Origin of the sequence: Nocardioides zeae, from assembly GCF_010686755.1 — a bacterium.
Taxonomy (GTDB): Bacteria; Actinomycetota; Actinomycetes; order Propionibacteriales; family Nocardioidaceae; genus Nocardioides; species Nocardioides zeae.
Map to the genome: position 1 here is coordinate 428,492 of NZ_JAAGXA010000001.1, position 14,890 is coordinate 443,381.

General features: G+C 73.6%; 11 protein-coding genes. 7 read left to right on the forward strand and 4 right to left on the reverse strand.

Annotated elements, in window-relative coordinates:
* Positions 1 to 65: 65 nt before the first annotated feature.
* The 5 genes from G3T38_RS02065 to purE are packed head-to-tail and all read left to right on the forward strand — an operon-like array spanning position 66 to position 5,845.
* Positions 66 to 1,016, forward strand: a complete 951-nt coding sequence (locus G3T38_RS02065; RefSeq protein ID WP_163770386.1) for a glycosyltransferase family 2 protein — start codon at positions 66 to 68, stop codon at positions 1,014 to 1,016.
* Entirely contained in the window at positions 1,003 to 2,058 is a 1,056-nt protein-coding gene (locus tag G3T38_RS02070; RefSeq protein ID WP_163770387.1) for a hypothetical protein, read from the forward strand. Before G3T38_RS02065 ends, G3T38_RS02070 begins: the two co-directional genes overlap by 14 nt.
* Positions 2,058 to 4,142 carry a glycosyltransferase gene (locus G3T38_RS02075; protein WP_163770388.1) on the forward strand — a complete coding sequence of 695 codons (2,085 nt, stop codon included), beginning with the start codon at positions 2,058 to 2,060 and terminating at the stop codon, positions 4,140 to 4,142. The genes G3T38_RS02070 and G3T38_RS02075 overlap by 1 nt, the downstream gene beginning before the upstream one ends.
* Complete coding sequence (locus G3T38_RS02080) at positions 4,135 to 5,304, forward strand: 5-(carboxyamino)imidazole ribonucleotide synthase (RefSeq protein WP_163770389.1); 1,170 nt, start codon at positions 4,135 to 4,137, stop codon at positions 5,302 to 5,304. Before G3T38_RS02075 ends, G3T38_RS02080 begins: the two co-directional genes overlap by 8 nt.
* Before the next feature lies 1 nt (position 5,305).
* The gene (gene purE, locus G3T38_RS02085; protein ID WP_163770390.1) at positions 5,306 to 5,845 is read left to right on the forward strand and encodes a 5-(carboxyamino)imidazole ribonucleotide mutase; all 540 of its coding nucleotides are present in this window, start codon (positions 5,306 to 5,308) and stop codon (positions 5,843 to 5,845) included.
* Between the two features lie 27 nt (positions 5,846 to 5,872).
* On the opposite strand, the gene G3T38_RS02090 is transcribed toward purE, so the two are convergent.
* From G3T38_RS02090 to G3T38_RS02100, 3 genes are read right to left on the reverse strand one after another with little or no spacing between them, the layout of a single operon-like run.
* Positions 5,873 to 6,298, reverse strand: a complete 426-nt coding sequence (locus G3T38_RS02090) for a CoA-binding protein (protein WP_206675754.1) — start codon at positions 6,296 to 6,298, stop codon at positions 5,873 to 5,875.
* Positions 6,295 to 7,191, reverse strand: a complete 897-nt coding sequence (locus tag G3T38_RS02095; protein WP_163770391.1) for an enoyl-CoA hydratase-related protein — start codon at positions 7,189 to 7,191, stop codon at positions 6,295 to 6,297. Before G3T38_RS02095 ends, G3T38_RS02090 begins: the two co-directional genes overlap by 4 nt.
* A gap of 4 nt (positions 7,192 to 7,195) precedes the next feature.
* Positions 7,196 to 8,503 (reverse strand): LCP family protein, encoded by a 1,308-nt coding sequence (locus G3T38_RS02100; protein ID WP_163770392.1) that lies wholly within the window; start codon positions 8,501 to 8,503, stop codon positions 7,196 to 7,198.
* A gap of 111 nt (positions 8,504 to 8,614) precedes the next feature.
* On the opposite strand from G3T38_RS02100, the gene G3T38_RS02105 reads away from it, so the two are divergent.
* Both G3T38_RS02105 and G3T38_RS02110 read left to right on the forward strand, forming a co-directional pair.
* Positions 8,615 to 10,240 (forward strand): LCP family protein, encoded by a 1,626-nt coding sequence (locus G3T38_RS02105; RefSeq protein ID WP_163770393.1) that lies wholly within the window; start codon positions 8,615 to 8,617, stop codon positions 10,238 to 10,240.
* Positions 10,241 to 11,148: 908 nt separating this feature from the next.
* Positions 11,149 to 14,124 carry an FG-GAP-like repeat-containing protein gene (locus G3T38_RS02110; RefSeq protein WP_163770394.1) on the forward strand — a complete coding sequence of 992 codons (2,976 nt, stop codon included), beginning with the start codon at positions 11,149 to 11,151 and terminating at the stop codon, positions 14,122 to 14,124.
* Here the strand turns inward: G3T38_RS02110 and G3T38_RS02115 are convergent.
* A complete protein-coding gene (locus G3T38_RS02115; RefSeq protein ID WP_163770395.1) occupies positions 14,108 to 14,872 on the reverse strand; it encodes a TIGR03089 family protein in 765 nt (254 codons plus the stop codon). The two genes, G3T38_RS02110 and G3T38_RS02115, sit on opposite strands and share 17 nt — an antisense overlap.
* Positions 14,873 to 14,890 lie beyond the last annotated feature (18 nt).

Here is a 14,890-nt window from a genome sequence, read left to right on the forward strand (position 1 = left end):
TTCGTCCGACGGACGAGCCCGCCCGGCTGCGTCCGGGCCGCGTCGCCGAGCTGGAGAGGGAGCCGATGCGCACAGCCGCCGTGGTGCTCAACTACGGAGACCCCAGCGACACCCTGGAGTGCGTCGAGAGCCTCGAGCTCTCCGACGACCTCGACATCGACCTCTACGTCGTCGACAACGGTCCGGCGGACGCCCGGCACGACGCGCTGCGCGACGCGATCGGCGACCGCGGCCAGGTGATCGCCACGGGTGAGAACCTGGGCTACGCGGGCGGCAACAACGTGGGTGTGCGGCGGGCGCTGGAGACGGACGTCGACCTCGTCTGGATCCTCAACCCCGACACCCGGGTGAAGCGGCGCACCCTGCCGACGCTCAAGGAGCACATGGCGGCCTACCCGGACTGCGGCGTCGTCAGCGCCCGCATCCTCTACGGCCCGCCCGGCAACCGCATCTGGTTCGACGGCGCCACGATCGACCGCGCGACCGGCGCGACGTCCCACATGAACAACGGCAAGAGCACCGACGCGGTCGGCGGTCGCAAGATCCTGGACGTCGGGTACGTCACGGGCGCCGCGCCGCTCATCCGGCGGACGACGCTGGAGCGGGTCGGTCTGCTGCCGGAGCACTACTTCCTCTACTTCGAGGAGACGCACTGGTGCGTCACGGTGCAGGAGGCCGGCTGGCGCACGATGGTCAACCGCGACGCCGAGATGGTGCACCTCAAGCGCTCGAGCGGTGTGCTCCCGCAGCCCTACTACGTCTACTACATGACGCGGAACCGCTACGGCTTCGCGCGTGACGCGCTCCGGATCGACCCCGAGGCGGCCATGGCGCACCACCAGACCACGTTCCTCGACCCGTGGCGGGCGAAGGTCGCCGACAAGGCCCCGGCCTGGCTGGACCGCTTCGACGAGCTGGTCGAGATGGGTCGCGCGGACGCCGTGGCGGGCCGCTTCGGTCGCAACGACGCGGTGACGACCTTCCCGACCGCGGAGTCGACGCTTGCCGCTGGCTGACGACGAGGCCCGCGCGGAGGCCCGCGCCGAGGCCGTGCGACGGCTGCTGCCGACGACGGCCGCCCGGGTGCGGGTGCTCGGCGACCAGGGCGTGGCCCGAGCCCTCGCGGACCTGCTCCGGACCGACGGAGCCGCCGCCACGGTGGTGTCCGACCAGCCCGCCGACGGTGCGCCCGACGACGCGCCCGACGACGCGCCCGACGACGCGCCCGACGGTGCGCCCGACGTCGTCGTGCTGGCGCTCGCCGGAGGCGGCGAGGCGGGTGTCGACCTGCCGCGGGCGCTCGACCTCCTGCGCGCGGGAGCGCTCCCGTCGGGCGGTACGCTCCTCGTCTGTGTCGACCCGGTGCGCGGGGCCGACGTGCGCGCGGAGCTGCTGGCGGGCACCGCGACGTACGCGGAGACCGTCACCATCGGCGCGGACGGCGTCCGCCGCCGCACCGTCCACCAGCTCCGGCGCCTGCTGGAGCGGCACGGGTTCGCGGTGACGGACCGACGGCGGGTCGCCACGACCGGCGTCGAGGACGACCTCGAGCAGCACGACCACGAGCCAGAGACCGACCAGGAGAGGATCCGAGGCGCCATGCCTGAGCTGTCCGACGACGAGAACACCGCCGAGACCGTCGTGTCCGCGACCCCGGCTGCGGGAGGTGCGGGTCGGGACGAGGAGTGGCAGCAGCTCTTCGACTCGCGGGAGCGCCTCCGCGCCCAGGTCGCCCAGCTGGAGCGGGAGCTGGAGACCGTGCGGTCGCTGCTCGTCGCCGAGCGCGCCCACTTCCAGTCCGAGCTGCGGCTCGGCGCCGCGGAGGTCTCGGGCATGCAGAGCGAGATCGAGCGTCACCTCGAGAGCCGCGTCGCCATCCAGAAGCAGCTCGACAAGTGGCAGCGCGAGTACGAGCGGCTCGTCAGCGTCGACGGCAAGCCGTTGGCGGTGAAGGTGGCCTACCGGCGCGCCCGGCGCCGCGCCGCGGACGTCGTGCGCTCCGACCCGCGCCTCGAGCGCGCGGCGCGCCGGGTGCTGGACCGCGTCCGGAGCCGTTGATGTCCGCCCGGACGCTCACGCCCGCCCGGCGAGCGGCCTACGACGCCCTCGTCGCCGGCGAGCACGCCACGGGCGAGCTGCCCACCGTCGCCTTCTGCGTCTACACCGACGACCTCGACGAGGGTCGTGGTGACATCTACGTGGCCGCCGGCATGGGCCTGGAGCTGGTGCGGCTCGGCCACGGCGTGCGCCTCGTCCCCAAGTGGGACTGGGCGACGATCGACGACGCCGACATCGTCGTCGCGATGCTGCCCGACCTCGACCCGTCGGTCCTGCGTGCCGGCGTGCGTCGCGTGGCCTGGGTCCGCAACGAGGTCGAGCGCTGGTGCCGCATGGGCTCGCTGCCCGGCTACCACCAGGTCTTCGCGTCGTCCTCGATGGCCGTGGAGCGGCTCTCCCAGGTGACCGACCGGGTCTGGCCCGAGGCGCTGCCGATCGCGGCGGACGAGCAGCTCTTCGTGCTGCCCGAGCCCGGCACGACCCGGCGGGCGACCGCGGTCACCACCGCCAACTTCTGGGGCTCGCTCCGCGACGTGCACAAGGTGCTCGTCTCGCTCCCGTCGGACGCCGACGTGCTGATGTACGGCGAGGCCCGCCGCGCCCCGGCGCGGCTGCGTCGTTGGCACGGCGGGGTGCGGTCGTACTTCGACCTGCCCGCCGTCTACGGCGAGCACGCGTACGTCATCGACGACGTCAACCGGTCCAACGTCGGGTTCGGGGCGCTCAACTCGCGGCTCTACGAGAGCGCCGCGTCGGGTGCGCTGCCCATCGTCAACACGCGGCTCGGCCTCGAGGAGCAGGGCTTCGGCCACCTGCCGACCTACCGGGACGCGCGCGAGCTGTCCGAGGTCCTCACCGAGCTCCGCGCCGATCCGGCGCGCACGGCGCTGCTCGCTGAGCAGACGCGCAACGTGGTGCTCGAGCGCCACACGTGGACGACCCGGGCCCGCCAGTTCACGGCGGCGCTCGCCGAGGGCGCGGCGCGGTACGACGCGCCCCCGGCGCCGCGGGCCGTGCACTTCTTCCCGGACTACTCCAACAACCCCTACCAGCGGATGCTGTTCTCCGGGCTGGAGGCCGACGGCGGCTACCCGGTGCCCGTCACGGACGCCCTCGGCCACCTCAAGACGCGCGTGGCCGCTCCCGGTGCCCCTGGCATCCTCAACATCCACTGGACCGACCCGATCCTGCAGCCGTCCCGGGGACCCTTCTCGGCCCGCCTCGTGCTCGACGACTTCGCGGCGACGCTCCGGGAGTTCAAGGCCCGGGGCGGCCACCTGATCTGGACCGTGCACAACGTGCTGCCGCACGAGGGCAAGTTCCAGTGGGGCGAGATCGAGCTGGCCCAGCTGTTGGCCGACGAGGCGGACGCGGTCCACCTGCTGTCGGAGGAGACGATCGAGCAGGCGGCGCCGTTCTATCGGATCGAGCCGTCGAAGGCCGTCGTCATCGAGCACTCCAGCTACGACGGGATCTACCCGACCTGGGTCTCGCGGGAGGGTGCCCGCGCGCGTCTCGGCATCCAGCCGGGGGAGCGCGCGATCATCGCCCTCGGCGGCGTCCGTCCCTACAAGGGCCTGGACCGGCTCGTGTCGGTCTTCGACGAGCTGCACCAGGACGACCCGTCGCTGCGGCTCCTCATCGCGGGGCGCCCGGGCCGCCTGGCGCGCTCCGCGCGCTTCGAGGCGCAGTGCCTCGCCGACCCGCGGATCATCGCCAAGTTCGAGTTCGTGCCCGACGACCAGCTGCAGGTGTGGATGAAGGCCGCGGACCTCGCCGTCCTGGCCTACCGCAACATCCTCAACTCGGGCTCGTTCCTGCTGTCGCAGACCTTCGGGCTCCCGGTCGTCGCGCCGCGGGCCGGTGCGATCGCCGCGTTCGACGGACGGCCCCAGGTGCGGCTCTTCGAGCCGAAGGACGACGACTCGCTGGCCGGGGCGATCAAGCTCGCGCTCGACGAGATCCTCGCGGACCCCACGGCGACGCGCGAGGCCCGGGCCGCGGCCGCCGCGCTCGCCGCCGAGCGCTCCCCGGAGCGCATGGGTCGGCAGTTCGCGTCGCTCGTGTCCGGTCTCGATGTCTGAGCGCGCCCCCCGTCTCGCCGTCATCGGTGGCGGCCAGCTCGCCCGGATGATGGCCGAGCCGGCCGCCGCCCTCGGCGTGCCGCTCCGGCTGCTGGCCGAGGGCCCCGACGTCTCCGCGGCGCAGGTGGTCCCCGACCAGCGGGTGGGCGACCACCGCGACCTCGACGACCTGCGGGCCGTGACCGCCGGCTGCGTGGCCGTCACGTTCGACCACGAGCACGTGCCCACGGAGCACCTGCGCGCCCTCGCGGCCGACGGCGTCGCCGTACGACCGGGTCCCGATGCGCTCGTCCACGCCCAGGACAAGTCCGTGATGCGCCGTCGGCTCGCGGAGCTGGGGGTGCCCTGCCCGCGCAACGCGGTCGTCGCCTCGCCCGAGGAGGTGGCGGAGTTCGGGCTGCCGTGCGTGCTCAAGACCACCCGGGGCGGGTACGACGGCAAGGGCGTCTGGGTCGTCCGTGAGCTCGCCGACGCCGACGCCGCCTTCGCGGCGGCCCGGGAGGCGGGCGTCGAGGTGCTCGCCGAGGAGCTCGTCGACTTCGTGCGGGAGCTGTCCGCGCTCGTGGCACGCTCGCCGAGCGGCCAGGCCGCGGCGTACCCCGTCGTCGAGACCGTGCAGCGCGACGGCATCTGCCACGAGGTGACGGCCCCGGCCCCCGACCTCGCCGAGGGGCTCGCGACCCGTGCGCAGGAGATCGCCCTGCGGGTGGCGGGCGAGCTCGACGTCGTCGGCATCCTCGCGGTCGAGCTCTTCGAGACGGCCGACGGCCGCGTCCTGGTCAACGAGCTGGCGATGCGTCCGCACAACACCGGCCACTGGACGCAGGACGGAGCGGTGACCTCGCAGTTCGAGAACCACCTGCGCGCCGTGCTCGACCTGCCGTTGGGCTCGCCCGCGCCCCGCGCGCGCTGGAGCGTCATGGTCAACATCCTCGGCTCGGCGAGCGTCGACCCGGCGACCGCGGGCCGGCTCTACGACGGCTACCCCCACGCGCTCGCCCGCGACCCGGGCCTGCGGGTGCACCTGTACGGCAAGGACCTGCGGCCCGGCCGCAAGGTCGGCCACGTCAACGTCTACGGCGACGACCTCGAGGAGTGCCGCGAGCGCGCCCGCCACGCGGCCGCCTGGTTCGCCGGCGACCTCGGCAACGAGAGCGAGTGAGATGAGCGAGTCCACCGGGCGTCCCGCCCCCCGCGTCGGCATCGTGATGGGGTCGGACTCCGACTGGCCCGTCATGGAGGCCGCGGCCACCGCGCTGGCCGAGTTCGACGTGCCCTTCGAGGCCGACGTCGTCTCGGCGCACCGGATGCCCGACGAGATGCTGGCCTACGGCCGCGAGGCCCACGGTCGCGGGCTCGCCGCGATCATCGCCGGCGCCGGCGGTGCGGCGCACCTGCCGGGCATGCTCGCGGCCGTGACGCCGCTGCCGGTGATCGGGGTGCCGGTGCCGCTGCGCCACCTCGACGGCATGGACTCCCTGCTGTCCATCGTCCAGATGCCGGCGGGCGTGCCCGTGGCGACGGTCGCGGTGGGCAACGCCCGCAACGCGGGCCTGCTGGCCGTGCGGATCCTCGCCGCGACCGACCCGGCGCTGGCCGAGCGGATGGTCGCGTTCCAGGCCTCGCTGCGCGACGCCGCCCACGCCAAGGGCGAGGTCGTGCGGTCGGCGTCGTCGGTCGGCGCGTCGCGCGCCGGTTTCTGAGCGACCGGGGCCTCCCCGGCCCAGGCGTCAGCCCCGCCGGTTCCACTCGATGGCGGGGCAGGTGTCCATGACGGCCACCAGGCCGGCGGAGCGGGCGCGGTCGATCGCGTCCTGGTCGACCACGCCGAGCTGCAGCCACACGCCCTGCGCGCCGACGGCGATCGCCTCGTCGACGACCGCTCCGGCGAACTCGGAGCGCCGGAACACGTCGACCACGTCGATCGGGAACGGCACGTCGGCCAGGCTGGCGTAGCCCTGCTCGCCGTGCACCGTCGGCGCCTTGGGGTGCACGGGCACGATCCGCTTGCCGCGCTGCTGGAGCAGCTGCGCGATGCGCCACGCGGTGCGGCCCGGGTCGTCGGAGAGCCCGACGACGGCCCACGTCTCGAGCTCGTCGAGCATCCGGGCGACCGCCGCGGGGTCCTGCGGGCCGGGGTCGGTGGAGGCGCTCATCGCGCGTCCCCGAAGACGTCGGGAACGCGCGAGGCCGGGGCCTCGAACGCGGGGTCGCGCTTCTCGAGGAACGCGGCCACGCCCTCCTTGCCGTCCGCCATCGAGGCGTAGAACATCGCGAGCGAGTCCGCCCGGTGGGCGTCGACGGGGTGCCCGGCCCCCGCGCCGCGGTAGAGGAGCTGCCGGGCGAGCGCCACGCCGTACGGCGAGCGGTTGCGGGTGAACCGGCGCGCCAGCTCGTACGCCGCGGGGAGCAGGTCCTCCGGCTCGTGCACCGAGCGCACCAGCCCGCCCTCGAGGAGCTCGGCGGGCTCGAGGATATCGGCGGTGTAGACCCACTCGAGGGCACGGGGCAGGCCGACGAGGCGGGGGAGGAACCACGAGGAGCAGGCCTCGGGCACGATCCCGATGCGCCCGAAGACGAAGCCGACGCGGGCCTTGGTCGAGACCAGCCGCACGTCCATCGGCAGCGTCATGGTGGCGCCGATCCCCACGGCGGCGCCGTTGATGGCCGCGATGACCGGCTTGCGGCAGTCGAAGATCGCGAGCGAGACCCGGCCGCCCGTGTCGCGGACGCCGTCCCGGATCTCGGGGGCGTCGAAGCGGTCGACGAGGTCCTGGGGCGTGGGCGCGAGGGACTCGTCGAGGCCGAACACGTTGCCCTCGCGGGTCAGGTCCATGCCGGCGCAGAAGGCGCGACCCGCGCCCGTCACCACGACGGCGCGCACCTCGTCGTGGTCGTTGACGCGCCGGAAGGCGTCCTCCAGCTCGTCCGCCATCGTCACGGTGAAGGAGTTCAGCGCGTCGGGGCGGTCGAGCGTGAGGGTGAGGATCCCGTCGTCGTCGACCGACCAGGAGAGGGTCTCGTAGCGCGGGGTGTCGGGAGTGGTCACGGGATCAGGGCTCCAGTCCGGTCGCGGTGCAGAGGTCGTCGGTGATGCTGTCGGTCTCGTTCGTGGCGATCGCCTCGAAGAGGGCCGTGGAGCGCGCCTCGTCCCACGACTCGGCGGACGAGTCGGCGAGGGGCACGGTGCAGTTGCGGGCGCCCCCGCCGATGGCCCGCAGGGCGAGGCCCATGCGGGCCGCCTCCACCACGTTCGTCTGCTCGTCGACGGCGATGAAGGAGGTCGCGGCGACGTTGAGCCCCACGTAGCGCCACGGCAGCAGCACGTTGAGCGGGTTGGCGGCCTTGCTGCCCACCGCCGACACCACCTCGCGCTGGTTCTGCACGCGGTCGAGGTCGGAGCGGACGAGGGGGCACTCCGGGGGCCCGTTCTTGGAGCAGCGGGCTCGGGAGTAGTTGAGGGCCGTGGTGCCGTCGACCTCCTGGCAGCCGGCCGGGATGTCGAGGTGCGCCCCGTCGTCCTTGATGGCGTCCTCCGGGCAGATCTCGATCCCGCCGATGGCGTCGACGACCTGCGCGACGCCACCCATCCCGATCTCGGCGTAGTGGTCGATGCGGATCCCGGTGTTCTGCTCGATCGTCTCCACCAGGTACTGCGCGCCGTCGTCCCCGCCGCCGCCCTCGGCGAAGACGGCGTTGATCTTGCTCGAGCCGCCGTCGGGCAGGTCGACGAAGGTGTCGCGGGGGAACGACACGACGACCGGCTCGCCACCACCCGTGTGGATCATGATGATCGTGTCGGTGCGGTCACCGCCGACGTCACCGGTGCCGAGCGTGCGGCGCTCCTCCTCGCTGAGCCCGGCGCGCGAGTCGCTGCCGACCACGAGGTAGGTCGTGCCCGGCTGCTCACCGGGCCGGTCGCCCGTCGGCATCGCGTCGATCCGCTCGACGTTGTTCCACGCCCAGATCGGCACGGCGACGAGGAAGACGAGCCACAGCACGAGGAGCAGCATCAGCACCCGGAGGACGGGGAAGCGGCGGCGACGGCGGGGCCGGCCGGCGGCGGGGTGGCCGGGCGCACGACCCGGGGGCGGTCCCGGAGGCGGCGCGGGCGGGCCCTGCGGCGTACGGGGCGGTGGGGCGGAGCGACGGCGACCCTGCGGACGCTCGGGCGGCGGGGGAGCGGGGTAGAGCCCGTCGTCACCCCCCGCGGCCATCAGCCGCGTGGCCTCGTCCTCGTCCCGGGCGGCCCGGCGGCGCGGCTCCGTCGGCTGCGGGCCCCGGCTGCCGCCGGAGCCGTAGAGCCATTCGTACTCGGGCGTGCCCTCGCGGGGGCGGCCGCCGGACTGACCGTCTGACATGAGGGGGACGCTACCGCGCGGTGCTCCGGCGTGGCGTCACCGCTGGGACCGGTGTGGCTGGTGGGATGCAGCACGCAGCCGACGTCTCTTCCCCGACGAGAAAGGTCTGCCATGTCCCCCACCGACCCCTCGGCACCGTCGCGTCCGCGCCCCGTGCGGGGACCGGCGACCCCGGACGACGCCACGCGGGCTCGCGGCGCGCGCGCTCCCCGCGCCGTACGGGCCGGCCGGTCCACCAGCGAGCGCGCCCAGGGCGTGCACCTGCGGCGCGCCCTGACGCTGCTGCTGATGACGCTGGTGCTCCCGGGATCGGCCCAGCTGGTCGCCGGCAACAAGCGGGTCGGACGGATGGCGCTCCGGGTGTGGCTCGGGCTGCTGGCCCTCGTGCTCCTGGTGGCGCTCGTCGCGTCGGTCTGGAACGGCCTGCTCCTCAAGCTCGGGGCCAACATGGACCTCCTCGGCATCATCCGGCTCGTGCTGGTCGTGCTGGCCGTCGGCTGGGCCGCGCTGTTCATCGACGCGTGGCGGATCGCGGCGCCGGGTGCCCTGCAGCGCCGCCAGCGGGTCGCGCTGGTCACCCTCAACGGCGTCCTCTGCTTCTCGGTGGTCGGCGGCCTGCTCTTCTCCGCCCACGCGATCGAGGTCGGTCGCGGCTTCGTCACCAGTGTGTTCACGGGGGAGGAGGTCACCGAGCCGACCGCCGGTCGCTACAACGTGCTGCTCATCGGGGCCGACGCGGGGGAGGGACGGATCGGGCTCCGGGCCGACTCGATGACGGTGGCGAGCATCGACGAGGAGTCGGGCCGCACCGTGCTCATCTCGCTGCCCCGCAACATGCAGCGGTTCCCGTTCCGCGAGGGCTCCGTGATGGACGAGCAGTTCCCCGACGGCTTCGACTGCGAGGGCTGCTACCTCAACGGCGTCACGACCTGGGCGACCGACCACCCCGACCTCTTCGGGCTCTCGTCGGGCTCCAGCCACGACGAGCTCTTCGACGCCGGCATGGACGCGACGATCTCCGCCGTCGAGGGCGTCACCGACCTCGACGTCAACTACTGGGCGATGGTCGACATGCGCGGCTTCGAGGACCTCGTCGACGCCGTCGGCGGTGTCGAGCTCAACGTCCGCGGCCGCATCCCGATCGGTGGCGTCGGTGCCCCGATCTCGGGCTACATCGAGCCCGGCGTGCAGCAGCTCGACGGCTACCGCGCCCTCTGGTTCGCGCGGTCCCGCGCGGACTCCGACGACTACTCCCGCATGGCCCGCCAGAAGTGCGTCATGAGCGCGATGCTGCAGCAGATGGACCCGACGACGGTCCTGACCAGCTTCGGCCAGATCGCCGACGCGGGCGCCAACATGCTCGAGACCAGCATCCCGCCCGGCGAGGTCGACCGCTTCGTGGACCTGGCGCTCAAGGCGCGCAACGAGCCCATCTCGACCGTCTCGATCGTGCCCCCGGCCGTGAACACCGCCGACCCGGACATGGACGTCGTGCACCAGATGATCGCCGACGGGCTGGCGGGCGACGCGGGCGCGGCCGACGACGCCCCCGCGACCGAGGAGGCCGAGGCGCCGGCGACGGACGGCTCCGGCTCGGGCTCTGGTGGCTCGGGTGGCTCGGGCGGGTCGGGCGGTGGCGAGGCCGCGGCTCCCGAGACCGTGACGGGTGGCTCGATCGGCTCGCGCGACGAGGGCTACTCCGCGAACGAGACGAGCGACCTGGGATCGGCCTGCTGATCCGCCGCGCCGGCGGTCGCCGGACGGTGGGTGGCGACGGCCGGTACGGCGCGGATCGGCCCGCGGCGGCGCTGGTGACCGCGTTGTGTGCGGTAGGTGCGGCCTGATCCGTGCTGGGCATGTCCCATCCGCACATTTCGCGCTCCCCGGGGACGGTGTGCCCTCGCCGGGCCGGGTGGCGGTCGGTCGCGCGGGCGCGAGCAGTGTGCGGTTGGTGCGGCCTGATCCGTGTCGGGCGCGTCCCGTCCGCACATTTCGCGCTCCCCGGGGGCGGCGTGCCCTCGCCGGGCCGGGTGGCGGTCGGTCGCGCGGGCGCGAGCAGTGTGCGGTTGGTGCGGCCTGATCCGTGTCGGGCAGGTCCCGTCCGCACATTTTGTGCCCCCTGGGGGTGGGGCGGTGCGGGTTCGCCGGGTCGGGTGGCGGTCGGTCGCGCGGGCACGTGCAGTGTGCGGTTGGTGCGGCCTGATCCGTGTCGGGCAGGTCCCGTCCGCACATTTCGCGCTCCCCGGGGGCGGCGTGCCCTCGCCGGGCCGGGTGGCGGTCGGTCGTGCGGGCGCGAGCAGTGTGCGGTTGGTGCGGCCTGATCCGTGTCGGGCACGTCCCATCCGCACATTTCGCGCGCCCGGGGACGGTGTGCCCTCGCCGACCCGAGGTGGCGCGCGACACGTTCGCCTCGGATCCGGGGGGCCCCTGCCGATGGCTGAGGGGTACGAAAACGGGGCCCTGCCGGCGTGTCACAGCCCGATCGGGCTCAGTTTGACGAATGATCTCGGAAGTGCGCGGCGTGGCGGCTTGATAATCACACCGTTGTAGTTCTCGCGTTCGGCTTGCCTGTTACTCATGTGACGTGTGTGATGGCCGACGTCTCGTGTGAACAACTTCCCCCGTCGCGCGCAGGAGCCCTCTCGATGTCAGCCAGCAAGTCTCGATACGTCAGCGTCTGCCAGCAGGCGCTGACGCTCCTCGCGGTGGCCGCCGTGCTCGCACCCGCGGCCAACGTCGTCTCCCTCGACATCTCCCACTCGCCGGAGGTCGCGCCGACGATGCCCATCGCCGCCGGACCCGGCGACGAGGCCCCCGTCGAGTCGGCTCCGGTCGAGTCGACGGTCGAGGAGGTGGCCCTGACGGCGACGCAGGACGCGGTCCCCGCCGAGCCGACCGCTCCCGAGGCGACGGGGTCCCCGGAGTCCCCGGAGCCCTCGGCGACCCCGGAGGCCCCCGACGCCCAGCGCGCCCCCGCGCCGGAGTCGGAGCAGCCGACCGGGGAGCCCACCCAGGAGCCCACCCAGGAGCCCACCCAGGAGCCCACCGCGCCTGCGACGACCGACGCGGACGGCCTCGCGCTCCCCGGGGTGACGACCGAGCTGCTCAGCGACCCTCAGCCCGTCACGGGCTTCGGTGCCGTGGGCGTCACCTGGGACCCGGCGACCCCCGTCGCGGGCGACGCGATCACCTTCCTCGTGCGCACGGCCACCGACGGCACGTGGAGCGACTGGGAGACGATGCCGTACGAGGCCGAGGAGGAGGAGGCCGCGACCGCCGCGGAGAACGCGGACGCCGGGAGCGGCGAGGAGGCCGACGCGCGCCCCGGCACGGAGCTGGTGTTCGTGGGCGAGGTCGACGAGGCCCAGGTGCAGGTGACGGCCCCGGGCGGGCTCCCGGCCGACCTCACGGTCGCTGTCATCGACCCGGGCACGTCGGACGTCGTCGAGGAGGCGCCGGAGTACGCCGCGCCCGACGCGACCGCCGACCCGAGCGCCACCACGACGGAGGGCGAGGGCGACAGCGCCGACACCAGTGCCGCGCCCGCCGACGACACCATCGCGCTGCAGGCCGCCGCGAGCGGTGTGTCGCAGCCGTCGATCTACTCCCGCGCCCAGTGGGGTGCCGACGAGGGCATGCGCGACGGCTCGCCGCGCTACGCCGCCGTCAAGGGCGCCGTCATCCACCACACGGTGAACGCGAACAACTACACGGCCGACCAGGTGCCGGGGATCATCCGGGGCATCTACGCCTACCACGTGAAGTCCCAGGGCTGGTCCGACATCGGCTACAACTTCCTCGTCGACAAGTTCGGCCGCCTGTGGGAGGGCCGCTACGGCGGGATCACCAAGGCCGTCCGCGGAGCGCACATCTCCGCCTACAACGACTACACCTTCGGCATCAGCGCGATCGGCAACTACGAGACCGCGCAGCCGACCCAGGTGATGCTCAACTCGATCGCCCACCTCATCGCGTGGAAGCTGAAGATCCACGGCATCGACGCCACCTCGACGCAGAGCTTCGGTGGCGACCGCTACCCGGCGATCATCGGCCACCGCGACGGCGGCCAGACGGCGTGCCCGGGCAAGTACCTCTACGCGAAGCTGGGCTGGATCCGCACCGAGGCGAAGCGCATCCAGACGTCGGGCGGTTCCACGAGCCCGACGCCGGCGCCGACCCCGGGCAGCAACGCGTCCCGTCCGGCGATCACGAAGTCCAACCTGATCGGCAACGACCGGCCCGACCTCGTCTTCCGCCAGGCCGACGGCCGCGTCTGGATCCTGCCCACCGGCGGGCTCAACGCGTACGGCGCGCGCATCGCGGTCGGCACGTTCCCCGGGGCCCAGGGCGTGACGATCTCGCCGGACCTCACCGGTGACGGCCGCCAGGACATGGTCGTGGTGGACAGCCGTGGCCACGCCCTGCTCTACCCGGGCACGGCCGAGGCCGGGAAGTTCGGCTCGCCGCGGAGCATCAGCCCGGGCATGTTCAAGGGCACCGAGAACCTCATCGGGGTCGGGGACCTCGACGGCGACGGCAAGAACGACCTCATCGCCCGGTTCAAGGCGACCGGTCAGACGATCCTCTACCGCGGCAACGGCAACGGGAAGTTCTCCGCGGTCTCCATCGCCCGCGACTGGAGGGCCTACCAGCTCTTCACGGTCATCGGCGACGTCACCGGCGACGGGGTGCGCGACATCATCGCGAAGGACACCTCCGGCAAGATGTGGGTGCTCCCGACCGGCGTGCGCCGCAACGGCAACGAGCGCCAGTTCGTGGTCGGCACCCGCAAGTCGGTGCCCGGCGACTTCTCCGCGGTCGCGGCGATGGGCGGCTGGGGCGACGTCAACGCCGACGGCAGGCCCGACCTCCTCCTGCGGCTCACGAGCGGCTCGCTCTACCTGATGCCCTACAACGGCGGCAACGCGCGGTTCGGCCCCACCCGGGGTCCCCTCTCCGGGGGTGGCAAGTTCCGCGAGATCAGCAGCGCGGGCAACCTGAAGGGCAGCAGCGCGAGCGACCTGCTCGGACGGATCGGTGACACCGTCTACATCGTGCCGCACGCCGGCACGGTCGACCACTACGCCGCCAAGGCCACCAACATCGTCGTGCCCAACGGCACCGCGGTCTTCAACGTCGGCGACTGGAACAAGGACGGCAAGGGCGACATCGTCACCCGGGCCCCCGACGGCGCGCTGTCCCTGTGGCGGGGCGACGGCAAGGGCCAGTTCGCCCCCGGCGTGGCGCTCGGCTCGGGCTTCGGCTCGGTGACGAAGCTCCGGTTCGTCGGTGACGTGACGGGCGACGGCCTGCCCGACTTCTACGGGCGCGACGCGGCCGGCAAGCCGACGATCTTCCCGGGCAACGGGGCGACGGGCTTCAAGGCGCCGCTCTCCGCGAGCAAGGCGATGGACGAGTTCTGGTACTTCCGCGGCAGCGACCTGAGCGCCTACGACCTCGTGACCGCGACGGCGTCCCTCACCGGCAAGACGACGACCGACATCGTGCTGCGGCACAAGGCCTCGGGCATCCTGCGGCTCCTGCAGTTCGACGCCGCCGGCCGCGTCATCACCAACCGCACCATCGCCGAGCCGTCGAAGGGCATCACGTCGCTGGGCTGATCCGCTCGTCACGCTCGATGACCGCGCGCCGCTCGTCCCACCACGGGGCGAGCGGCGCGTCGTCGTCCACGAGCACAACGGAGCCGCCGGCCGCCAGGACCGCGACCGTACGCCGCAACGCGGCCCGCTCCGCCAGCCCGGTGAGCAGCACCCGGCCGCCGGGGGACGCCACGGAGCCGGGCGTGCCGCCGAGGAGCTCGGCCTGGCTGACGTCCGGCAGCGCGGCGTCGTCGGCGGTGGGGGGATCGAGCGCGACGTACCCGTCCGGCTGGCCCCACACCTCGACGCCGAGGTCGTGGACGCCGCTCGGCACGCCCGCGGGGAACGGGCGGGCGAGGGGCGTGAGCGCGGCGGCGACGACGACCCGGTCGTCGGCCTCGGGGGCCCAGCGCTCGAGGGAGGCGGGACCGCACAGCACGGCGTCGGCTGCGGCTGCCGCTGCGTCACCGGGCTGGGCGACCACCAGGCCGGCGGACCACGCCGCCCCCCACGCCACGGGCGCCAGCCAGTGCGTCGGCAGGTCGACGAGCAGCGTGTCGCCACGCTCGAGGTCGAGCGCGTCGGTGAGCAGGCCGGCGGTCTTCGCGACCCAGTTGGCGTAGGTCACGACGGAGAGCTCGACGCGCTCGGACGTCACCCCGGAGTCGTCGTGGGCGTACCAGGTCACGAGGGGGCGCCCGGCGTCGGCGGCCACGAGACCGGCCAGCAGGTCGGGGAAGACGGCGGGGCGGCGCGAGGAGACGGTCACGTCGTCATCTTCGCAGCC

Coding starts and splice junctions, on each gene's coding strand:
- G3T38_RS02065 (WP_163770386.1), top strand. CDS start 66: ATGCGCACAGCCGCCGTGGTGCTCAACTACGGAGACCCCAGCGACACC.
- G3T38_RS02075 (WP_163770388.1), top strand. CDS start 2,058: ATGTCCGCCCGGACGCTCACGCCCGCCCGGCGAGCGGCCTACGACGCC.
- G3T38_RS02080 (WP_163770389.1), top strand. CDS start 4,135: ATGTCTGAGCGCGCCCCCCGTCTCGCCGTCATCGGTGGCGGCCAGCTC.
- purE (WP_163770390.1), top strand. CDS start 5,306: ATGAGCGAGTCCACCGGGCGTCCCGCCCCCCGCGTCGGCATCGTGATG.
- G3T38_RS02090 (WP_206675754.1), bottom strand. CDS start 6,298: ATGAGCGCCTCCACCGACCCCGGCCCGCAGGACCCCGCGGCGGTCGCC.
- G3T38_RS02100 (WP_163770392.1), bottom strand. CDS start 8,503: ATGTCAGACGGTCAGTCCGGCGGCCGCCCCCGCGAGGGCACGCCCGAG.
- G3T38_RS02105 (WP_163770393.1), top strand. CDS start 8,615: ATGTCCCCCACCGACCCCTCGGCACCGTCGCGTCCGCGCCCCGTGCGG.
- G3T38_RS02110 (WP_163770394.1), top strand. CDS start 11,149: ATGTCAGCCAGCAAGTCTCGATACGTCAGCGTCTGCCAGCAGGCGCTG.